General features: G+C 53.1%; 20 protein-coding genes and 1 pseudogene. 14 read left to right on the top strand and 7 right to left on the bottom strand.

Annotated elements, in window-relative coordinates; all coding sequences use genetic code 11:
* Positions 1-9: 9 nt before the first annotated feature.
* From ACTRXD_RS19285 to ACTRXD_RS19245, 9 genes and pseudogenes are all read left to right on the top strand, one after another.
* Positions 10-483, top strand: a complete 474-nt coding sequence (locus ACTRXD_RS19285) for a nucleoside deaminase (protein ID WP_442433400.1) — start codon at positions 10-12, stop codon at positions 481-483.
* On the top strand, positions 484-768 hold the full coding sequence (locus tag ACTRXD_RS19280) for a hypothetical protein (protein ID WP_442433399.1): 285 nt from the start codon (positions 484-486) through the stop codon (positions 766-768).
* Between the two features lie 47 nt (positions 769-815).
* Positions 816-965 (top strand): annotated as a pseudogene (locus ACTRXD_RS19275) (type II toxin-antitoxin system HicA family toxin); the annotation flags it as partial.
* Between the two features lie 11 nt (positions 966-976).
* A complete protein-coding gene (locus ACTRXD_RS19270; RefSeq protein WP_442433398.1) occupies positions 977-1,225 on the top strand; it encodes a type II toxin-antitoxin system HicB family antitoxin in 249 nt (82 codons plus the stop codon).
* Between the two features lie 236 nt (positions 1,226-1,461).
* Positions 1,462-1,671, top strand: coding sequence for an AbrB/MazE/SpoVT family DNA-binding domain-containing protein (locus ACTRXD_RS19265; protein WP_442433397.1), 210 nt, complete (start codon positions 1,462-1,464; stop codon positions 1,669-1,671).
* Positions 1,668-2,141: a hypothetical protein gene (locus ACTRXD_RS19260; protein ID WP_442433396.1), complete on the top strand. Its 474-nt coding sequence runs from the start codon at positions 1,668-1,670 to the stop codon at positions 2,139-2,141. The genes ACTRXD_RS19265 and ACTRXD_RS19260 overlap by 4 nt, the downstream gene beginning before the upstream one ends.
* Positions 2,142-2,415: 274 nt before the next feature.
* Positions 2,416-2,649 (top strand): YgiT-type zinc finger protein, encoded by a 234-nt coding sequence (locus ACTRXD_RS19255; protein ID WP_442433395.1) that lies wholly within the window; start codon positions 2,416-2,418, stop codon positions 2,647-2,649.
* Positions 2,650-2,712: 63 nt separating this feature from the next.
* Positions 2,713-2,943: a DUF4926 domain-containing protein gene (locus tag ACTRXD_RS19250; protein ID WP_442433394.1), complete on the top strand. Its 231-nt coding sequence runs from the start codon at positions 2,713-2,715 to the stop codon at positions 2,941-2,943.
* A 128-nt stretch (positions 2,944-3,071) separates the two neighbouring features.
* Positions 3,072-3,284, top strand: coding sequence for a type II toxin-antitoxin system HicB family antitoxin (locus ACTRXD_RS19245; protein ID WP_442433393.1), 213 nt, complete (start codon positions 3,072-3,074; stop codon positions 3,282-3,284).
* 433 nt (positions 3,285-3,717) lie between these two features.
* On the opposite strand, the gene ACTRXD_RS19240 is transcribed toward ACTRXD_RS19245, so the two are convergent.
* The 4 genes from ACTRXD_RS19240 to ACTRXD_RS19225 form a co-directional block, all read right to left on the bottom strand.
* Complete coding sequence (locus ACTRXD_RS19240) at positions 3,718-4,989, bottom strand: Fic family protein (protein WP_442433392.1); 1,272 nt, start codon at positions 4,987-4,989, stop codon at positions 3,718-3,720.
* A gap of 277 nt (positions 4,990-5,266) precedes the next feature.
* A complete protein-coding gene (locus tag ACTRXD_RS19235) occupies positions 5,267-6,205 on the bottom strand; it encodes a PGN_0703 family putative restriction endonuclease (protein ID WP_442433391.1) in 939 nt (312 codons plus the stop codon).
* Between the two features lie 618 nt (positions 6,206-6,823).
* Positions 6,824-7,216 carry a DUF5615 family PIN-like protein gene (locus ACTRXD_RS19230; protein ID WP_442433390.1) on the bottom strand — a complete coding sequence of 131 codons (393 nt, stop codon included), beginning with the start codon at positions 7,214-7,216 and terminating at the stop codon, positions 6,824-6,826.
* Positions 7,213-7,467: a DUF433 domain-containing protein gene (locus ACTRXD_RS19225; protein WP_442433389.1), complete on the bottom strand. Its 255-nt coding sequence runs from the start codon at positions 7,465-7,467 to the stop codon at positions 7,213-7,215. The genes ACTRXD_RS19230 and ACTRXD_RS19225 overlap by 4 nt, the downstream gene beginning before the upstream one ends.
* An 887-nt stretch (positions 7,468-8,354) precedes the next feature.
* Here ACTRXD_RS19225 and ACTRXD_RS19220 point away from each other — a divergent pair.
* Positions 8,355-9,713 carry a hypothetical protein gene (locus ACTRXD_RS19220; protein WP_442433388.1) on the top strand — a complete coding sequence of 453 codons (1,359 nt, stop codon included), beginning with the start codon at positions 8,355-8,357 and terminating at the stop codon, positions 9,711-9,713.
* Positions 9,714-9,883: 170 nt separating this feature from the next.
* On the opposite strand, the gene ACTRXD_RS19215 is transcribed toward ACTRXD_RS19220, so the two are convergent.
* Together ACTRXD_RS19215 and ACTRXD_RS19210 are read right to left on the bottom strand one after the other, a co-directional pair.
* On the bottom strand, positions 9,884-10,405 hold the full coding sequence (locus ACTRXD_RS19215; protein ID WP_442433387.1) for a DUF3341 domain-containing protein: 522 nt from the start codon (positions 10,403-10,405) through the stop codon (positions 9,884-9,886).
* A gap of 34 nt (positions 10,406-10,439) precedes the next feature.
* Positions 10,440-10,856: a BON domain-containing protein gene (locus tag ACTRXD_RS19210; protein WP_442433386.1), complete on the bottom strand. Its 417-nt coding sequence runs from the start codon at positions 10,854-10,856 to the stop codon at positions 10,440-10,442.
* 628 nt (positions 10,857-11,484) lie between these two features.
* Between ACTRXD_RS19210 and ACTRXD_RS19205 the strand changes: the two genes are divergently transcribed.
* From ACTRXD_RS19205 to ACTRXD_RS19190, 4 genes are all read left to right on the top strand, one after another.
* The gene (locus tag ACTRXD_RS19205; RefSeq protein ID WP_442433385.1) at positions 11,485-12,639 is read left to right on the top strand and encodes a Kelch repeat-containing protein; all 1,155 of its coding nucleotides are present in this window, start codon (positions 11,485-11,487) and stop codon (positions 12,637-12,639) included.
* A 139-nt stretch (positions 12,640-12,778) separates the two neighbouring features.
* Entirely contained in the window at positions 12,779-13,057 is a 279-nt protein-coding gene (locus ACTRXD_RS19200) for a peptidylprolyl isomerase (protein WP_312641696.1), read from the top strand.
* A 388-nt stretch (positions 13,058-13,445) separates the two neighbouring features.
* Entirely contained in the window at positions 13,446-13,925 is a 480-nt protein-coding gene (locus tag ACTRXD_RS19195) for a hypothetical protein (protein ID WP_442433384.1), read from the top strand.
* 753 nt (positions 13,926-14,678) lie between these two features.
* On the top strand, positions 14,679-17,828 hold the full coding sequence (locus ACTRXD_RS19190) for a hypothetical protein (RefSeq protein WP_442433383.1): 3,150 nt from the start codon (positions 14,679-14,681) through the stop codon (positions 17,826-17,828).
* A gap of 79 nt (positions 17,829-17,907) precedes the next feature.
* Here ACTRXD_RS19190 and clpB read toward each other — a convergent pair whose 3' ends face one another.
* Entirely contained in the window at positions 17,908-20,508 is a 2,601-nt protein-coding gene (gene clpB, locus ACTRXD_RS19185; protein WP_442433382.1) for an ATP-dependent chaperone ClpB, read from the bottom strand.
* Between the last annotated feature and the right edge of the window lie 88 nt (positions 20,509-20,596).

Here is a 20,596-nt window from a genome sequence, read left to right as displayed (position 1 = left end):
CCTTAAAGCATGCGAAACACTCAACAGCACATGAGTCCCGATGATTATATGCGCCTGGCCATTGCCATGGCGAAGAAGGTCCCCCGGTATCCATTCGGAGCCGTCATCGTTCGACGGACAACCGGAGAGGTTCTCGCGAAAGGGTACAATCGGTCATCTCGTAATCCCACGCTCCACGGCGAAATCGATGTCATCAATCGTTGTGCGGCCAAGCATGCACCGGTGGATTGGACCGCACTTGATTTATACACGACCGCTGAACCCTGCCCCATGTGTCAGAGTGCGATTGAGTGGACCGGCATTGCTACCGTGTACTTTGGGACGTCGATTCCGTTTCTTCAACAACTCGGTTTTCGGCAAATCGATATTCGAGCCGAGGAGGTGGCGCGGCGGACGCCATTTCGGAATACGAAAGTGATTGGGGGGATTCTGGAAGAAGAGTGTAATGCGTTGTTTGAGGAGGCGCAGAGCAATGATATTTAGATGCCGGGGTTTCGTCCCGGCGGCCGAGCCACTTTTGTTTCGGCAAAAGTAGCCAAAACCATTTTGGCCGTGGCATGGCCCTTCGGGTGTCCTCCGCGGTTCACCGACACCGGCGGCGGGCAAACTCGCCTGGCTCAAACAATGCCCGCCTTTTCTCCGGTGCCGGTTGCACTGCTCGGCCATGCCACCAGGCCAGGGGAGCCTAAAGAAAAGTATTGCATCAACTCGCGCTTCTCAAGCAGGGCCAGCCATTTGGTCCGGATGATCGCCTCTAGGGCTGACTAGAAGGCGTCGGACTTCAGAAGACGAACCGTTCAGGACTTCAGAATTTTTCTTGTTACTTGTTAAAAGAGAAAGGCTCCATTCGATATTATCAGAAACGTGGTCATGACAAACTCATTCGCGTCGATTATCATGGTAAAAAAGAGGTCCCATCGGGAACATGTCATGCCATTTTGAAGGCTGCCCGGATCAAACAATAAAGGAACAGGCTATGATTGATTTACCCTATTCTCTTATCATTGAAGCAACCGACGATCCCACATTTTTCGGATTTTATTCTCCGGATCTCGAAGGCTTCTCGGGCACAGGGCATTCCATTGAAGATTGCCTGTATCACGCTCGTTGGGGAATGGATGAGCATATCACCCTCTTACAAACTGAACACTTACCTGTCCCCCCAAACAATCCGCAACCCACCGTCCTCATCAAAAACGCCCAACCCGCGGGCAGTGTATCCTGAAGTCAGTCTCTTAGGCCTCTTTCGCCTGCCCCACGCATTTACGTCACATTCAACCGATTGGCAGAGCTTCAGTTTCATAAAAGATCCATTCAAATGGCGTTGGGTTAACTCTCGTTATCTGGATGAAAGTTTTTTCACATTGAGACGCAGACAAGTCTTTGCGTAAGCCCCCCCGCTCAACTACCCAGCCGAATGTCGATAGCATGGCAGCTCATGCATTGGTAAGGAGGTTTGATATGGCCACGACCACGATTTCACCGAAATTTCAAATTGTGATTCCCAAGGACGTGCGCGAGAAACTTCGCCTCCGCCCTCAGCAGCGTTTGCAGGTCGTAGAAAAGGGGGGCGTCATTACCCTGATACCGGAGGTGCCGTATCAAAACCTGAAGGGAGCACTGAAGGGCATGACCAAGACCGACATTCGCGAAAAACGGGGACGGGCGTGACCTTTATCAAATCGGAATACCACCAGGCAGTCACCACGCGTGTTGGGGGAATAGCGCTCCGGGATTTCTTCCTCATCACGCCTTCTCGTTGCATACTGTTTGATGCCGGGGTTTCGACCCCGGACGACGAGGTCCTTTTGTTTCGGCAAAAGGACCCAAAACCATTGACGCCCCGTCTGGCTTTATTGAAGAGGAGGGACTCGAACTTTTTGAAGAGCGGCCCAACTCGCAAGGCTCAAACAAGGGCCGCCAGATGCGAAGAGCGTCCCTTCTGGGAGCCAGCCGGCAGGCGTCGGGTCAATGGGCCGCTGATTGGCACGCCGCTGCACTTGGCCGACATGAAGGTGGATTCGTTGGTCCTCTGGCTGGGCATAGATTCTTCGCCTGCGGCTCAGAATGACAATCTGGTGGGAAGGGTGACGGCTCTGTGTTACACAAGTTGGGTGCCCCGTGACGACCAGCGGGGATGACGAGTGGAAGGGAGATTGTTCTTGCCTCGAACCATCGCTTCTTAAATAGTTTTTTTCTCTGTATTCGTACGCTATGATGGGCGTACGTCCTCCCCTCCCCCCTTTACCGGTGCGGATTTGATTCAATGAAGGATTTCTGTTCCATCTCGATGCCGTGCTGATTCATGGAGGCGATGGATTTCCTTTCCACCAAAGAGGATTTTCTAGCGGTGATTACCGCCTATCTCCCCCAACCCGATCAGTGGTCGCCCGACTATCGAAGGAGGCGTTAGTTATGGAATGTGTCCATTGCAAAGGCCGGATGGTCCGAGGGACCGCCCCATTCAGTTTGGATCGAAATGGTTATCATGTGTCCTGGGATGCTGTTCCTGCGTGGGTCTGCTCCCAATGCGGCGAGCCCTACTTCGAATCACGTGAAGTTGAACTGATTCAGAAGGCTCTGTCTGGCCTCGACCGTGAAAGCTCGGCGTTGGCTGCGTCCGGCTCCTCTCCATCACCGTCGAAGTGAAAGACCATTGCGCGTGAAACCTCGGTTGGTGACGGCCCATCCACGCGAACAGGAGTCTTGACCATGATTAAAGAACATGACCGTGTAGTTTTAGTTGTTGACGTTCCCTCTGAAGGCCTTGTGGCCGGAGATGTCGGGACGATCGTTCATGTCTATCAGGACAAGCAGGCCTATGAGGTGGAATTTGCTACCCTGGAAGGAAAAACCGCTGCAGTCGTGACATTGGAGGTTCTTCAGGTTCGTCCGGTTGGCAAACGCGAGATCACTCACGCTCGTGAGTTGGCTTCTCGATAACTCAAATCCCCATGCTGCGTCACCCATCTGCCTCTCGGAACGTTGTGTTTCGCTTCTCTCTCTTTTTACAGCCGAACAGTCGCAAGATGGATTTCACAGAAGCCGGCTGGAAAAAGTAGGAGGACCGTATGCGATATGCCTTTGTGATTGAAAAATCGCCCGCAAACTTTGCGGCGTATGTGCCTGATTTACCTGGGTGTGTGGCAACCGGGACAACCCTGGATGAAACGGAAACACTTATACGAGAAGCGATTGCATTCCATCTCGAAGGACTACAGGCCGATGGACAACCCCTCCCACCTCCGAGTTGCCAGGTCGAATACGTGGAGGTTTCAGTCTAACTCCGCTTCCCACTGTGTCTCTTCCATACCGGGGTTTCGACCCCGGACGACGAGCCACTTTTGTTTCGGCAAAAGTGGCCAAAACCATTGACGCCCCGTCTGGCTTTATTGAGGAGGAGGGACGCGAACTCTTTGAAGAGCGGCCCAACTCGCCTGGCTCAAACAAGGTCCGCTAGCGGATAAGAGCGTCCCTCCGGGAGCCAGCCGGCAGGCGTCGGATCAATGTGCCGCTGATTGGCACGCCGCCGCACTTGGCCGACCTGAAGGTGATGGGAAGGATGCGAAGATAGATGCTCAATGACGAATGTCTGGAGGGCCGGAGGGGCGTCGCGTTTGGATGTTTGGAGTTGGGAGGGGCACAGATCCTTCGCTTGGCCTCTGCCCTGAGCGTCGCCGATACACTTCCCGTGTTTCCCTTTTTTATTCTTCTTCCTTATTGGCCGAGATTGATCTCATATCGTGTGCTGCGGCCGCCACCTACCAGAGTGAGTGCGCCTTGTTCCACCAGGCTCTGTAAATCCCGTGTGGCTGTCGCTTTGGAGGTGTGGGCGATGGCCATATATTTTTTGGCATTCATCCCGCCTGCGAACCCGCTTGGTCCTTCTTCCAGGATCCGCTGCACCACCTGCATCTGTCGTGAATTGAGTTGATCTTTGAGGCGATCGAAAAATTTCGTTTTTCGCAAGGTGAATTCAATCTGCTCTTCTGCCTGATGTTGCGCAGCCAGTGCCATGTTTACAAACCAGCTGATCCAGGGTGTGATGTGGTTGGATTGTTGGGCATTCTGCAAGGCTTCATAATAGTGTGCGCGGTTCGCCTCAATGGCACGAGAGAGGCTGAGCAGAGCCGGCCGCCCGAGACCTTGCGATAACGCTTTTTCCGACAGGGCGCGCCCGATGCGGCCGTTTCCGTCCTCAAATGGGTGGATGGATTCAAAATATATATGGGCGATGGCGGAGCGGATCAGGGGTTTTTTGATGTCCTTGGTGCCCTGTGGGCCGGTTTCATTAAACCAGGTGATGAACCGTGACATTTCTTGGGAAACCCGGGTTGAGGGCGGGGCTTCAAAATGAATGCGGGGTTTGCCGATCGGGCCGGATACCACCTGCATGGGTTCCGTATGGCTTCGCCATTTCCCGACGGTGATGCCACGACTCCCCTGCATGATCATGCGGTGCCAGGAACACAGGGTGTCTTTGGTCAGAGCCCCGGCATACCTGTTGCGTACATCCGTCATAAGCGCGGCGGCACCTTGCGCCCGTTGATCCCGCACCTGTTCGCCGGGCTGTCCCAGTCCCAGATTTTTCCGAATGGAGGAGAGGACATCCTGACGACTCAAATATTCGCCTTCAATTTCTGAGGTCTTGAGCGCTTCCACGACCATCATCTCGATGATGGCTTCCGTCTGCGTTTCTTCCGGTAATCCGCTCAATAGGCCGCTGGCTCTTCCTGTTTTTTCGGCAAATGCCAGTAAGGCGTCCTCAACGATGGTGAGATCGTATTGGAAGTCCGGCCAGTCCGGTTGTTGCCAGTTATAGGTCATGAGCCGATTGTACCATATATTCGGCTCAATAAAGTTGAATAAAGTGAGCTGAATAGGTCTTTTATTCGGCTCAGCCCGTGCCGGGACATTTTTCAGTGCATGCCGGGGTTTCGACCCCGGACGACGAGCCACTTTTGTTTCGGCAAAAGGGACCAAAACCATTGACGCCCCGTCTGGCCTTCTGGAAGAGGAGGGACGCGAACTCTTTGAAGAGCGGCCCAACTCGCCGGGCTCAGACAAGGGCCGCTAGATGCGAAGAGCGCCCCTCCTGGGAGCCAGCCGGCAGGCGTCGAAAAAAAAGATGCTGTGTAGGATGACAACGTGGAGAGAAAGGTTTGCCAACAATATGCCGAGATGTTGGAGCGAGAAAAGGGAGAGACTCGATTGCGTGTGTTCGGAATGACGCTTCAAGATTGCTGATCAGGCGGAGGCGGGCTGTTTATCTTCTATTTTGTGAGACCGTCTGTCGGGTGGTGCGGCTCCTGCCCTGTGGTTTCCTCCGGTGTTTGTTGCCACGTAGTATTTTGTTGTTGACCCATTCCTGTAACGCTATCCATACGGTATCCTCCCCGCTGCCGACTCGGCTTGCCTCTTGCGCACATGTGAGAATTTCCTGATACGACCGCACGAGGAACTGGACCTGATCCTGTCTGACCGTCCGGGTGAATACGCTCCATTCCGGGGCCTTGACCTTTTGGGCCATGGGCAGATCGGCGCTGTCCGCATAGACGATGACCACCGCCGGTTGCTTATTTTTCTGCCGCGCCAGTTTATAGGCCACGACGAGAGTGCGCATCCATTGGTAGGCCGGTCCGGCGAATGGACAGGGGTGGTAATCGGTTTGGGCATCAAGGTGAAAGACTTTCGGAATGATGTCCCAATACTGAATGTCTTTTTCGCTTAAGGCGCAACGACTGGTCAGATCGATGACTCGCTTAGCTTGCTGCGCATAGTTTCCGTTGCACGGAGCGGAGCCATTGCGCCGCACCGTTTGCGAGCACACCCCTCCATCCTGCTCCGTAAATTTACATTCAAACATGATCACGGAATGGGGATTTTCCGCATAGACATCCACTTGGGTCGGACAAGGTTCATTGAGCAATGATGGGCGCGCACGCCATTCCAAGGTGATCTCCCAGGGACCGCCGGTCGGCACCCCCAGATTGGTTGCCAGAGCATCGAGAATCGCCTCGCAATCAGCGGAGGTTTTGATGGTGCCGAAGACATCGATCGCGAGCGCTTGGGATGAATGCGTGACATGGGTATCGATGGCTCCTCCCCGGCCTGTGTGCCACGGAAAGGTGTCCCAGGGATCACAGGCTTGATGCGCAGGGGGAAAGATATTGCGTTCGAGGCGTGTTCTGGTGGCGTGGTCCATAGGTGTTGGCTCTCAGTCTAAGCGTGGGAATTGAGTATGTGGTGTTTGTTGTCTTTATCGGTGCATGGGGGACGAAGCTGAATGATGTGGGGAGAATTGGAGTTGGGGGGGAGAGGTTAGGAGAAGAGGAATGACATGGACTGACTGCGGAAAAATGGATGCCTATTCAACCTTGGCTGAGGTGATAGGACAGTTTTTATAATTGCCGGGGTTCGGCCCGGCAGCCGAGCCACTTTGGTTTCGGTCAAAGTGGCCAAACCCATTGACGCCCCGTCTGGTCTCATTGAAGAGGAGGGACGCTAATCCGGAGAAGAGCGGCCAACTCGCAAGGCCTGTCCTGAGGTTTCTCGAAGGGCTCAAACAAGGTCCGCCAACTGATAAAGAGCGTCCCTCCTTAGGACCAGCCGGCAGGCGTCGGATTAACGGTGTGACTGGTGTTTAGCGCGATGTCCCAGTGAGCCGACCTGCAGGTGGCTTGGATGACAAAGAAAAGCAACAAAACAAAACGGTGAAGGATAACAGAGGGACTTGTGATGCTCGTCCCCCAGGAAATGACGCGCAAGGGAGCGATTGCTCATTAACAACTTTCGTCCACAGCTTCTAGGCTATCTGGTATTTTTAAGGGGTTTTTTCTTCCGGATCTTCACTGAATTCACCAAGACGAACCTGGCGAAAATGCCCGGGACTCGCGACCGTGAAAAAGCCTTGTAGCTTCGGCTGAGATGAAAAGAAGATCTGCAAAAACGACATCTGCTCAATAGGGGATTGTCCGCCCAGACGAAACAAGACAATGCCGGGAGCAGACTGTTGCCGACAACGAAACACCAGTTCGCCAAAATCACGATCGAAAGTCAGCAACACACGAGATTGAGTTACGGCTTCGCGCAACACCTCCTCATCAGAAGCCGCTATCAGTGACTCCGCTACATACAGGACATCATGGCCGTGCGTTCGAAGTAATTGGACGATTAAGGCAGGAAAATTTTCGTCGGCAAGATACCGTTCACTCATGCGGACGTTCCGGTCGGCGGCAGCAAATAGAACCGTTCCTCCCGGAAGATTTCCGCAGCATACGCCAGCACAGCACGAATGCGATCCTCAGTCAGGTTGGGGTAATTGTCACATAACGCAGTTTGGTCCCATCCTGCCGCCAGCAAATCAAGCACGAACTCTACAGACAGACGAGTTCCCTTGAGAGCTGGTTTTCCACCCAAAATTGCTGGATCGGACACGATGTAGTCTCGCCAATTAATGGCGGGCATGATGCTTCTCCTTAACCTAATCTTTCGGCAATAGGATGCGTGAGATTAAAAGTATAGCCAAGACCCTATGAGAAGTCACCAATCCAATTCCTTCCACCCCAGGCTCCCGCCTTTAATTGTAGCCATGAATCCGGGTTGCAAGATTGAAGGTGAAGAGAGAGTGTGTTATTTCCGGGGTTTCGGCCCCGGCGTCGAATGTCTGATCAACAATGTCAGCATGGTGGGAAATTTTTTGGATGTCGGGGTTCGGCCCGGCAGCCGAGGTCCTTTTGTTTCGGCAAAAGGACCCAAAACCATTGACGCCCCGTCTGGCCTCAGTGAAGAGGAGGGTCGCTAACTTTTTGAAGAGCGGCCCAACTCGCAAGGCCTGTCCTGAGGTTTCTCGAAGGGCTCACACAAGGGCCGCCGGATGCGAGGAGCGGCCCTCCTGGGAGCCAGCCGGCAGGCGTCGAACGATAACGAACCTTTCAGGGAATTCTATGAAAAAGGGTTTTCCGCGAACCCACAAACCAATAGCACCTCTTCCTATCCCACACAGTGGCAAGGGCAGCGTCAAAAGATCTTTCCCTGTTTTCATGATTTATTCCTGGATGAGCATGAATCAGTATGCGCAATCAACAGTATTCAGAGGCTCAGATCAGTCTCTGCGGTATTGCACTCATGTAATTCTGCTGGCATACTCCAGGTCTTCCGTTGCCATTCACTCATCTCAATCAGGAGGTTGTACACACGACAGATCATTCGAAAAACAAAAAAAGGATACGAATACCTCATCACCATTGACCTAACCTTTGTCACCCTCTGTTGACTCAAATTGAAGAGTCGACAAAAAATTTCAAAAGTCTGTGCTCATGTCAACCTCAAAGGAATTTCAGGAGGGAATTTCTATGCCGATCCCACGAAAGACGATTAAGATCGACCTGACTCGGGCTACGCCTACGGAACTCACCCCGGATGTACTTCAAAAACAACTGAACAACATCGGTCTCACGTGCAAGTATACCGATAAAAAAATGCTGTCGAAATTCATTTCCGAGGTTGAAGCCACCATTCCGGACGGACTTATCCAAACCTACCAAATTCTCAAACCCGCTGAAAAAGGGGAAAACCGTCTCAAAGGGCTGGTGGGTGAATGGGCCGAATCATCGGTCGGAAACTGGGAACCGGACAGCACAGCGTTAGGCTATGCGGCCGACTTGGAATATTTAATTTATCCCCAACACTTCGATTGGCTTCGCGCCAACCGACCCAGCTTTACCGGAACCGCCGATCATGAGAAATTTGTAAAACGCTACGACTCCGTGGATTCGATCAAGGATGCTTTTACCAGTCTGGCGCTAACCGCTTCATCAGCACTCATCAAGGGGCTGAACAAAGACTCCATTAAATCGGTATTTTCCAACGCAATCAGTCCCCTGAACGATGCCAGTGCGAAGGATTACAACAAGAAAGACAGTCGCGTCGTGTTTCTTGTCGAGAACTATGATCCGGTCAAAAAGGAGGCGGATGCCATCGGGGTGCTTGCCGTGGATTGGCACTTGATTATCAAGGACTTCAAGGAAAAAAAAGAGGCCATGAAGCACGATACCACGTTGACGGTTGATGCACGGGCCGTTCTTTACAGCGACCTCAATGTCATGAATGCAGATCTCGCGGCCGCGAAGGCACATTTCAAGGGTTATGCCTTTGGAGGCAAAGGCGGTCTACTTGACGGCATTCCCGTGAAAGATACCACGGTGGAAATTTATGACCAACGCCCCCCGGCCGATGCCGACACGTTCCGTAAAAGCCTGCCGTTGCTGGCCGATTCACAAAAAGCGCAGGTTCTGGTTCTCTTTTCTCCGGATTTGCAAAATATTGGAAGCATAGACAATACCCACTCCAAGGCCACGTCATCCTACGCGAAAAGCGTCACGACCGGTTTTATCTTTTCCAGCACCCAGAAGATCGACATCGGTGCAACATTTGAGGCGGGTGTTGTGCTGGTAAAGGGAAAATTCACCGTGGGATTTTCTATCTCGTTTACCGAACAATATTCCACGGCCACAACCGAGACGATCAATTTTTCGGTCCCGCCCGGCGAGAAGGCCTTTACCTATCAAGGCACCTTGCGAAGCCAGATCCTTGAATACGATCCTGCCACGGATCTGTATCATTTCAAGGCGGAGTCGCGCTTTCTGACCCCGATCATGGCGACAACTGAGGAGCCCATCGCCAGCGGAGCCAAAGCCCAGATCGTGCGCTAGCAGGGTATTGAAAAAGTCCGCCAGCGGCCTTTTTCAATACTCCCGGCAGATAAACCTGGCATACACGTTAGGCGCACAGGCCCACCTTTTGAGGTGGGCCTGTGACCGCAAGGAAAGCGTGGATCGTCTATTGCGTTTGGGATTGGCCTCGTTTCTGTTCTTCACCTCATTTAGGAATTGACCGGGGCCTCATCCGAGGTGGCAATATCTTCGGCACCCTCATTTTTGAAGATTGTTCTGGCGCGGTCCGTCGTATCGGTATTTTCTGAATGTACCGAAATCAGGATTTTGCCTTCTTTAATCTTTCCTTCATAGAGCTTGGCTTCATACTCCGGGATGCCCATGCCGACCAGTCCGCCGGTCAGGCCTCCCACCGTCGCTCCAACGGCCGCACCGCCCAGCGCGGCCATAATCGGGCCGGCAGCCACAAACGGACCAATGCCGGGGAGCGCCAATGCCCCAATGCCCACCAGCCACCCAAGGGCTCCACCCAACACCCCACCCGCTCCGGCTCCGGTGACGGCTCCCTCCGGAGCTTTCGTGTGCTTTTCATGCGCTAAAGCTTTGGCCCCATGGGTGTCCGGAAAGAGCACCGAGATATCGTTACTGGAGAAGCCCGCTATCTTGAGATTGTCGACGATTTGCTCGGCTTGCAAAAAAGTTGTCGCAATACAAAAAACAGCTTTAGCCATCTGATGCTCCTTTTCCGGGGGATAACGAGGGTAGTTATTCTTTTACAACTTCTAGCAGGTTGATGACATTGTTCAGGCCGACAACTAACGTGGCCATATTCAAAATCCGCCTTCGCTCATCATGCGTCTCCACCGGTCCCCGTAACGTGGCTTTTCCATTCAAGGTCACGATCTTAATATTGTGGGCGTTCATGGATAAGGTCTTATCGGCCATTATTGACTGCCGAATACGCCGGGTCAGCTCCACATCCTCATCGCTCCCCTTGGACTGGTCGAAGGGAGTCAGCGTGGTGCCCTCACTGTCCCGAAGGTTTTGTTGGGAATTTTCAACTTCGGCGGACGCGATTTCGAAAGCGGCCGGGAGTGTTTGCCCGGAAACGGAGGGGATCTCCAAAAATTCTGCTAGAGCCAGACAGCCCAGCACTATCAGACAACCTGTTACGTACTTCACAATCATCCCGTCATGAGGTGCTGAGAGTGGACATCAAAGGTCGGTCAACCGGGACCAATCACGTTGATGGACATATTCCTCTTTCCCACTCCCACAGAGGGCCTAGATTACCCGACCTCTTCCAAAATGTCACCTGGTAGCGGCAGGAAAATACCCGGTCGTAGAAGCACGAAAGATGATCCATGGTGGAAGACAATCCCGACAATGAATGCTCTTTCAGGATGGAAAGTTTCAGGAGTCCATATGCCCTCGGAAATTAGTATTTTTCTGCCATCCCTATATCGTTGCGGTCGCCTATATGGGTCTGTTGAAAAAAGCCGCCAGCGGCGTTCTCGCCATTTTCCCGTGCTCACGTACTCAGCGTACGCTTCGCGCGTAAAAACGGCTGGGGCCTTTCCTTCGAGGGGCCTCAGGACAGGACTGGACGGACCATTCGGGAAGACTCAGGGCATGCTTTTTTGAACCGACCCGGAGCCTTTGATGAGGAATCTAATCCTGGGCAAATTTGCCCTTGAACATCCTTATTATTCAACACTCCCTATATCTGTGTTTCTATCCACTGTGACCTGTAGAGCGGAATGGTTTCTAGCGCGGTTGGCCATTCATCGCGACGTCCTTGTAGGAGTCGATGAGTCCGGCTTTTTTGGGCGGCTCACTGTGGTCATCACGCACATTGAAGATTTTCCATTCCTCGATTGTTATACTTCCAGCCATGCGACACCAGATCATCCCGGCAATCCTCAGCCATGTGCCTTTGGTCAGCCCTATCCTGGTCCTTCTGCCGTTCTTCATTGCGCTCTGCCTCATCGTGCCGCCGGTATCTGCTCAATCGATACAGACGGAGGCGGATCAGGGGGTATGGCAGACGGCCAAGCCTGCGCCCACGATGCGGACTGAGGTGGCCGCCGCGACCTTGGACGGCAAAATTTACGTCGTGGGCGGGTTTGAGCAACCCGCCTTCGGCAATATCCTTAATCTCGGAATTACGCCATCCCTCCAGGAATATGACCCGGCCACCGACCGATGGACATCCAAAGCGCCAATGCCGGTGGGCCTGCACCATGTGGGTCTCGGAGTGGCAGACGGCAAACTGTTTGTCATTGGGGGCTACCGGCAATCGGGACTCAGCATCTGGCATCCCGTTGCCACGGTGTATACCTACAATCCAGCCACGGACATCTGGGCCGAGCGCGCACCGATGCCGACCCCTCGCGGGGCCTTGTCGGTGGCACAGTACGACGGGAAGCTCTATGCCATCGGCGGCTACGACCGGAAGGCCAATAGCGCGGCCGTCGAGGCCTTCGATCCGGAGCGCAATGCCTGGACGGTCCGAGCGCCGCTGCCGACCCCTCGCGATCACCTTGCGGCCGCAACCGTGTCGGGGAACATTTACGCAATCGGAGGACGCCTGAACGGCGACTATCGACAGAATCTCGCTGTCACGGAAGTCTACGACCCCGTCACCGACCGCTGGTCGCGGGTTGCAGATCTTCCGACTGCCCGCAGTGGTATCACCGCGTCCAGTGTGGGCAATCGAATATATGTGTTCGGCGGCGAACAGGAAGAAGGAACATTTCGTGAAAACGAGGCCTATGATCCGGCGCGTGATGCCTGGCAGACCATGGCCCCCATGCCGACGGGACGCCACGGCCTCGGGTCAGCGGTCGTGAATGACCGCATGTACGTCATCAGTGGCGGGCCGACTCCGGGAGGCTCTTTTAGTGATGTGAACGAGGTGTTTACTCCGCCGGAATCCGTCACCTCTACGCTCCCCAGGCCATGAGGCGCGTCCCAAACTGCCGGGGGCTGGCCGTCATGAAATTCGAGATGACATTTTTTCCCAGCGCATCATATAATTTGCCCATAAAAAGCGAAGTGCCTCTGTTTAACGGATTGTGAAGAAGGGTTTGAAAGGAGAACGTATGGAGTGGAGAGCCAGTCATATTCTCGTGAAGGAAAAGGGATTGGCCGAGGACCTGAGGAAACGTCTGAAAACCGGAGCCAAGTTTGCCGATCTGGCGAAGGAGTTTTCAACCTGTCCCAGCGGTTCCAAAAGTGGTGATCTGGGGTGGTTTGGTCCCGGCAAAATGGTGAAAGCCTTTGAAGATGCGGTCAAACGCCTGGGACATGGCAGTCTGAGTCCGGTCGTCAAAACCCAATTCGGGTACCACATCATCAAAAAAACCGGCCAGAAGGAATAACCTTCCTGACTGAGACCTTTTCTGCGATCCTCAACGATTGGTTCGCACAGATGTCCTGGAAGTTTTTCTGCCGTGCATGTTCGAGGATCATACGGAAATTATGGCTCGAGCCCTTCGACGTTACTCTCAGACAAGCTCTAGAAGGCTCCGTGCCTTTGCTTGTCATCGTGAGAAAAACGAAGGATCTGAGCCCAACCCAACCAGGCCATGGCTCAGCCGGATGCTTCGCGCGCCTGCCCTGAGCGGAGTCGAAGAGGCTCAGCATGACAATTCCGTTGAGGGTGTCTCCCTTCTGAATTTCTTACCATCCTCAAACGTGTATGGACCTCATCAGGATTCATTAATTCAGAATGACGTCCGCTGTGGGGGTTAGAACCCGCTAATTTGTATGATCCCATTTTCGAGGATCATCACAGCAAGGAGGCGAGATGAAGCAGAGGCTTTGTGCAACGAGGCGTGCTATATCGGCACACTGCGCAGGAGTTTAAATGGTCGCCATGCCGCAGAAAGCACATCGAACAAAACCATCCGGCCGCCGTGCACGGGGAAAAATGTTCACGACAAACAGACGATTAAATTCGACAAGGCCGATCATGTTATCCAGTCCATTCAGGTCTGTACCACCGACAAGAAAAAGAAAGACGACAAGATTAAGGGGGCGGAGATCTGGGCCGTGCGTGTGGGCCCGGATGGAACTCTCTTTGACGCCAACCTCAGTGACAAGTTCAGGCGTCCAAACTGTGAACGCCGGCGCGAGAAGGTATCCTGCCCGAGCAACCAAATTGCCATTGGCATCGAGGCCTCCTGGGGCGATGGCGATTTTGACGGCCTGCGGCTTCGTTGTAAAGCCGTCGGACCGAAGGAGTGAGCAGCGGGGATGCGTCGGTCAAGTGTGCCCCCTGCCTTGGTCGATAACGGTTTGACGTGTCTGCGAATCTGTTCGACGATGACATCCCAAACACACACTTCTTCAATGTGTACATACCGGATAGGTTCCCCCGGAGAATTGTGGAATGATCACCAACGTTCTTCCTATGAAAATGACGAGAATCCATTCCTTCAACGAATGACAGGACCACGTGTCTGATTGCGAGTGTGGAATAATAAAGATTTTCAAGGGCAAATGTGCCCAGGATTAGATGACTCATCAAAGGCTCCGGGTCGGTTCAAAAAAGTCGGCCCAGCAAGGCCGCAGCCATTTTTACGCGCGGAGCGTACGCTGAGTACGTGAGCACGGAAAAATGGCGAGAACGCCGCTGGCGGCTTTTTTCAACAGACCCTGATTGGATACAGAGTCGTATCTGATTGGATACGCAATCGACCACTCAACACCTATACCGTTTTCCATCGGCGTTCCTTTTGTTTTATTCTTTTTCTATCATTCCGCGGGTTTATCATTCTTTCTCTCAGTGGCGAGAGAGTCATTCGCTGCGCTCGCATGAATCTTGAGTTTCCTGTAGGTGAGGAACAGCAGAGGAACAGCACCGTATCCGGCAGTATGGATCAATGAACACCTTGAATTGTTTACCCGAATATATTTCCTCCCCGATCAGCAATGAGATGAATAAGAAAAGCCTCATCCGGCAGTTATCTGGTTCCAGGGAACATTTGCGAGTGACACATGGCCTCTGACAAAAGCGACGATTTTAAAATTCCTGTGACGGGGTTATTAATTCTGCTCACCGTGCTGGGTGGAATTTTGTTTTACCAACAACCCTTTAAAAGTGATCGGCCCGTTCATGAACAACAAAGCCAGGCGCTGATCGTTGGTGACAAGCGAGTACAAAGCCGTCTGTGGCAGGACCCTTTCGCATCGGTGAAGGCCCATAAACAGGCCGAACCCAAAGCCAATCAGGCTCAGACTGTGGCTCAGTCACCTCAGGGGTCTCTCAATGCTTCAGGGACCAGGGACCACCATAATTTACGCATGCAGTTACAGGAGATCACGAGGGCTATAGGGGAACACACCCCCGCATTCAAAGCCCTGATTGTCGTCACAGAAGGCACTCCCTTTGCTTCCGGAACCGAATACCGGTTACGCCATCGCTATGCGGTGGTGTCCGCTCTTGGAGAGGCGGGGTATATCCCCGAGGAAGGGGAATTTTTCAGATATTTTTCGTGGAACCGCACAAAGCTTCAGGGAAAAGACACCTGCTGGGATGAAAGTTGCCCCGGCCTTGATGTGCCTCTCGAATGGTTTAAACCGGACAACACCGGAAAAGACCACGTGCTGGTCTTCTGGGTCAAGGATCAAGACCTTGAGAAAAATCCATTGGCGTCCCTGGAAGACCTCGTGGCCTTTGTGAACGATTCGGTACCCGACTCTCCACAGGAACGAAGTCGTCTCGATTCCGTTGATGCCACGATGTCGTTTACGGCGTTAGGCCCGTTTCATTCCGGAACCTTACGCGCCATGATCAGTGAAGTTCTGGGAAGACATCGAATGGCCTCTTCCTCAAATACATCCACAGAGGATTCAACAGCTATTCAGTATCTTTCCTATTCGGCCACTGCCTCTGAGGCGGTCCTGTTTGAAGGCCTGAATATTGATAAGGAACAGTGTTCCAGCGAAGCTGCGTGCTGGAAGTATATGAAGTCCCTGGGTTTTGATGTGCATCGTGTCATCGGTACGGACGAAGAACTGGCCAGGGAACTGGCAGAGGAATTACAGAAACGAAACGTAGATTTTACCGACGAACCGGATCACATTGCCTTGATCGGGGAATGGGATACGCTCTACGGGCGGAAACTGCCACTGACCTTTCTTGAAGTGACTCATCGTACTCGGGATCTTGATCTGGTTACCAAGATCAGGAATTTGGGGGACGTCGACTGGCCTGATTGGGCCCATCGCTTTAGCTACCTTCGTGGCATTGACGGTGAGCTTCCTCAGAGTACGAATGCCTCCGGAGGAAAATCCGAGGGTGACGGAACCCTTTCCCAGAACCTTTTTAAAATTAATAAGGGACTTGAACGACCGGAAGGTCCCGCCCAATTGGATTATTTGAGACGGTTAGCCTTGCAAATACAAGCTGAGGATCGCAGGATTCGAGAAGAGTGTCTGGACCGTGTGGGAGAAGGATCATGGCCAACCTGTCCCGGCTTTAAGGCCATAGGTATTTTGGCTGGAGATGTCTACGATAAACTGGTTCTTCTCCAGGCCTTGCGCATGGAATTTCCCGGAGTCCTTTTCTTTACCACCGATCTTGATGCCCGCCTCTTACATCCGAACCAATACCAATGGACTCGAAATCTTCTCATTGCCTCCCATTTCGGCCTTCGTCTTGATGACAAGGTGCAAGGGTCGATTCCCCCGTTTCGAGATGCCTATCAAACCTCGTTGTTCTTGTCCACGTTGCTGGCCATTGACCCTGAAACCGTGTGTCACACGGCTTCCGGATTGTTTGTTCAAGGGGTATGCGACAACTCACCAGACCAACCCTCCCTTCATCGAGTGCCAAGAGTTTTCGAGGTCGGACTCACGGGTGCGTACGACCTGAGTGACGGCACCCGCTCCATCCATGTTTCACGGCCGGACCTTGAACATGGAGAGCCGGCGCCTCCCATAGGTTTACGGACATTCTTTCTGCTGGGATGTATTCTTTTGAGTAGTTGGCTGATTTATGCGGCCATGAGCCGGAAAGCGGTGTTTCTTGCCGGAGCGGCGGCCAAGTCTCCCATGTTCTGGGCCTTCTTGTTTGCGGTCGTCGGTAGCTATTCCTGGCTGTATGTGTCCATCACCAACCAACTCGAGCATGGAGAACCGTTTGTCTGGCTGGAAGGTATCAGTGTCTGGCCAACGGAAATACTCCGGTTGGGGGCGTTCTTTTTGAGTTTGTGCTTTCTTTGCCGGGGATACAGAATCCTGCAGGCCAAATTCCGTCAACTTGAAGCAGAATTCGACCTCTCTCCAGGAGAATGTTCCGGATGCTTCGAATGGAAAAAGTGGATGGAATTTGGTCCTGATTTTTCAAGGGGCAGCGCACCCCCCAAACATACGATGCGTGAAACATGGCGCATCTATACGTCATTAATGGGTCTACGGTGCGCAGGGTCCCGTGTTGTCGTCCAGACGGTTGTCTACTTGATTCTTTTTGCCTTCCCGATCTTTTTGCTCATCGGATTTCCCACCACCCCCTGCCGGGGTGAGACGTGCTTCAATTGGGATAAGGCGATTCTTATTCTGAGCGTGGTCACCATGTGGCTCCTGGTGTTTTTTGTGGTGTATGTCACACGGCTTTGTGCCAGGATGGTGAAGTGGGTGTTACAACCAGGCGTTGAATGGCCACCACGGAATAGGGCACGCGAACCCTGGTTCCATAGTTCAATGAAGGATGCGCTGGACAACATTCAACACGGTCTGTGGTTTTGTGGTCAGCTCACAGAAGTGGTTGGGACCCTCATCTATTATCCCTTTATCATTGTCTTGGTCATGATTGTGTCACGTACCTCATTTTTTGATGACTGGGATCTGCCGATCAGTCTTCTTATCGTGATAGGAAGCAACATCGGACTGGCCATTTTTTCAGCCTTCCATTTCCGGCAAACGGCTGAAAACGCCCGGGGACGCGTTCTCAATGACCTGACGTCCATGTTGAGCACGAGTTCAAGCTCTACACGAAAAGCTCAAATACAAAAGGCCATCAGCGATGTGCAGAACTTTAGGAAAGGGGCGTTTTGCCCGTTTGCCGAACAACCCATTTTGAAGGCCTTTGCTATTCCTTCCGGTGGCTATTTCCTCATGCTGTTCATTGAATATCTTGGCAGGTGATTGGACGGGAATCCGTCGAGGAGGGCAATCCAACGGGGAGCACCACGATCATTCTCCCCGTTGGATTGATGGAGTGGCGTTAGGCCTCTACATTTTCCCGGGCGGTGAGGACGAATTTGCCGTCCACCAGATCGCCCACAATGCGTTGGCCATCCACCGCTTTGCCCTGGATGATCAACCGGGAGAGCGGTGTTTCGATTTCCTGTTGAAGCAGGCGTTTCAAAGGACGAGCGCCATAGACCTGATCATAGCCTCGCGCAGCCAGATCGGCGACGGCCGCCGGGGAGAGCTCCAGGGACATCCGCCGGTCCGCCAATCTGACCCTGAGCCGTTCCAATTGAATTTCGACGATTTGCGCCAGTTCCTCCCGTTTTAAGGGATGGAAGACCACAATTTCATCGACTCGGTTTAAGAATTCCGGACGGAAATGCTGTTGGATTTCTTTGAGCACTAAGGCGCGAATGGCTTCATAATCCATATTCCGTTGCTGGGCTTCCAAAATATCCTGACTGCCCAGATTCGAGGTCATGATGAGCACGGTATTTTTGAAGTCCACCGTTCGGCCCTGTGAGTCGGTCAACCGCCCGTCATCTAAGACTTGAAGGAGAACGTTAAAAACATCATGATGCGCCTTTTCGATTTCATCGAAGAGGATGACCGAGAAGGGTCTGCGCCTCACCGCTTCGGTTAACTGTCCGCCTTCTTCATAGCCCACATACCCTGGAGGGGCGCCGATCAATCGGGCCACGGTATGCTTTTCCATGTACTCCGACATATCGATACGCACCATGTTGGCTTCGTTATCGAAGAGAGTATGCGCCAGGGCCCGTGCCAACTCGGTTTTTCCGACACCGGTCGGTCCCAGGAAGAGGAACGACCCGATGGGGCGATTGGGATCTTTAATGCCGGACCGGGCACGCAACACGGCTTCGGCCACTGCTTTGACGGCTTCATCCTGACCGATCACGCGTTTGTGTAACCATTCATCGAGGTGCAGCAGTTTTTCCACTTCGCCCTGGAGTAACCGGCTCACGGGAATGCCTGTCCACCGGCTGACGACCTCGGCAATGTCATCCTCATCGACCTCTTCTTTGAGCAGACGGCTGGTGCCTTGCTGGTTGGCCAGCCGTTCTTCCTCCTCTTTCATGGATTTTTCCAGTTTGGGCAAGGTGCCATAGCGCAATTCCGCCACGCGATTCAGGTCATACTGCCGCTCGGCCTGTTCGATTTGCTGTTTGACGCCTTCGATCTCCTGCCGGATCGTTTGTAATTTGCCGACCGACGATTTCTCCGCATCCCATTGGGTTTTCAAGTCATTCAACCCTGCCTGTTTGGCTTTCAACTCTTCCTCAATATGGGTTAACCGGGTGCGGCTGGCGGCATCGGTTTCTTTCTTTAAGGCTTCCCGTTCGATTTCCAACTGCAGGACTTTTCGGGAGATCTCATCCATTTCGGCGGGCATGCTGTCGATTTCGGTTCGCAATCGCGCGCTGGCTTCGTCGATGAGGTCAATCGCTTTATCGGGCAGAAACCGGTCACCGATATAGCGATTGGACAGACGTGAGGCTGCCACTAATGCCGAGTCTTTGATACGCACGCCATGATGGACTTCATACCGCTCCTTTAATCCACGCAGAATGGAAATGGTATCTTCCACCGACGGCTGATCGACCACCACCGGTTGGAACCGCCGCTCCAAGGCCGCATCTTTTTCAATATGTTTCCGGTATTCATCCAGCGTGGTGGCACCGATCAGATGGAGTTCCCCTCTGGCCAACATCGGCTTCAGCAGGTTGGCGGCATCCATGGATCCCTCCGCTGCTCCGGCCCCCACGACCGTGTGCAATTCATCGATAAACAGGAGGATCTGTCCCTGGGAGGATTGAATTTCTTTTAAGACAGCTTTTAATCGCTCTTCAAATTCCCCGCGAAATTTGGCACCCGCCACCAGGGCACCCATATCAAGCACGATCAAGCGTTTATTTTTCAGTCCCTCCGGCACATCCCCTTTGATGATTCGTTGTGCCAGACCTTCGACAATGGCCGTTTTTCCTACACCCGGTTCTCCGATCAGGACCGGGTTGTTCTTGGTGCGGCGGGACAGGATCTGCACCACACGACGAATTTCTTCGTCACGGCCGATCACCGGATCCAATTTTCCCTGGCTGGCCAAACGGGTCAAATCCCGACCATATTTTTCTAATGCCTGATACGTGCCCTCGGGATCCTGGCTGGTCACGCGTTGATTGCCCCGCACTTCCTGAAGGCCGGCGAGGACCTTATCCCGCTTGAGTCCCATGGAAGTAAACACGCCCCCTTCGGCCACCATAGCCAGGATGACATGCTCGACACTCAAGAATTCGTCCCGAAGTTCCTTCATTTCCGCTTCCGCCTGATTGAGCACCTTTGCCAGACGCGGAGAGAGATGCACCTGACCCGGAGGCGCCCCACTCCCCTGAACCTGGGGCACCTTCTGCAATGCTTGTTCTGCGGAATTTTTGACCGCGGTCGGAGAGACTCCCGTATGCTCTAAAATCGGGTGAGCCAATCCCCCGGATTGCTCCAGCAACGCCAGCAGGAGATGTTCTACATCAATCCCTTGATGGCTTCGTCGCATCGCGATCCCTGAGGCAGCCTGCAAGGCTTCCTGTAATTTGATCGTCATTCGGTTAAGGTCCATTGGCTTCCCCCTCAATCAAAATGTATACGTCCGGAATTTGTCTCGCACTATAAAGATAATAATCCCCAGCGGGAATTCAACCCCTTAG

This window comes from Nitrospira sp. T9 (assembly GCF_052156535.1).
GTDB lineage: Bacteria > Nitrospirota > Nitrospiria > Nitrospirales > UBA8639 > Nitrospira_E.
The sequence above is the reverse complement of the archived record's forward strand: the minus strand, read 5'-3'. Positions and strand labels throughout refer to the sequence as shown.

What these genes read in the sequence shown, in the direction of transcription:
- ACTRXD_RS19245 (WP_442433393.1), top strand. Translation starts at nt 3,072, where the DNA reads ATGCGATATGCCTTTGTGATTGAAAAATCGCCCGCAAACTTTGCGGCG.
- ACTRXD_RS19215 (WP_442433387.1), bottom strand. Translation starts at nt 10,405, where the DNA reads ATGGCTAAAGCTGTTTTTTGTATTGCGACAACTTTTTTGCAAGCCGAG.
- ACTRXD_RS19200 (WP_312641696.1), top strand. Translation starts at nt 12,779, where the DNA reads ATGGAGTGGAGAGCCAGTCATATTCTCGTGAAGGAAAAGGGATTGGCC.
- clpB (WP_442433382.1), bottom strand. Translation starts at nt 20,508, where the DNA reads ATGGACCTTAACCGAATGACGATCAAATTACAGGAAGCCTTGCAGGCT.
- ACTRXD_RS19280 (WP_442433399.1), top strand. Translation starts at nt 484, where the DNA reads ATGCCGGGGTTTCGTCCCGGCGGCCGAGCCACTTTTGTTTCGGCAAAA.
- ACTRXD_RS19235 (WP_442433391.1), bottom strand. Translation starts at nt 6,205, where the DNA reads ATGGACCACGCCACCAGAACACGCCTCGAACGCAATATCTTTCCCCCT.
- ACTRXD_RS19225 (WP_442433389.1), bottom strand. Translation starts at nt 7,467, where the DNA reads ATGCCCGCCATTAATTGGCGAGACTACATCGTGTCCGATCCAGCAATT.
- ACTRXD_RS19205 (WP_442433385.1), top strand. Translation starts at nt 11,485, where the DNA reads ATGAGTCCGGCTTTTTTGGGCGGCTCACTGTGGTCATCACGCACATTG.
- ACTRXD_RS19190 (WP_442433383.1), top strand. Translation starts at nt 14,679, where the DNA reads ATGGCCTCTGACAAAAGCGACGATTTTAAAATTCCTGTGACGGGGTTA.
- ACTRXD_RS19265 (WP_442433397.1), top strand. Translation starts at nt 1,462, where the DNA reads ATGGCCACGACCACGATTTCACCGAAATTTCAAATTGTGATTCCCAAG.
- ACTRXD_RS19250 (WP_442433394.1), top strand. Translation starts at nt 2,713, where the DNA reads ATGATTAAAGAACATGACCGTGTAGTTTTAGTTGTTGACGTTCCCTCT.
- ACTRXD_RS19220 (WP_442433388.1), top strand. Translation starts at nt 8,355, where the DNA reads ATGCCGATCCCACGAAAGACGATTAAGATCGACCTGACTCGGGCTACG.
- ACTRXD_RS19240 (WP_442433392.1), bottom strand. Translation starts at nt 4,989, where the DNA reads ATGGTTTTGGTCCCTTTTGCCGAAACAAAAGTGGCTCGTCGTCCGGGG.
- ACTRXD_RS19270 (WP_442433398.1), top strand. Translation starts at nt 977, where the DNA reads ATGATTGATTTACCCTATTCTCTTATCATTGAAGCAACCGACGATCCC.
- ACTRXD_RS19255 (WP_442433395.1), top strand. Translation starts at nt 2,416, where the DNA reads ATGGAATGTGTCCATTGCAAAGGCCGGATGGTCCGAGGGACCGCCCCA.
- ACTRXD_RS19230 (WP_442433390.1), bottom strand. Translation starts at nt 7,216, where the DNA reads ATGAGTGAACGGTATCTTGCCGACGAAAATTTTCCTGCCTTAATCGTC.
- ACTRXD_RS19285 (WP_442433400.1), top strand. Translation starts at nt 10, where the DNA reads ATGCGAAACACTCAACAGCACATGAGTCCCGATGATTATATGCGCCTG.
- ACTRXD_RS19195 (WP_442433384.1), top strand. Translation starts at nt 13,446, where the DNA reads ATGATCCCATTTTCGAGGATCATCACAGCAAGGAGGCGAGATGAAGCA.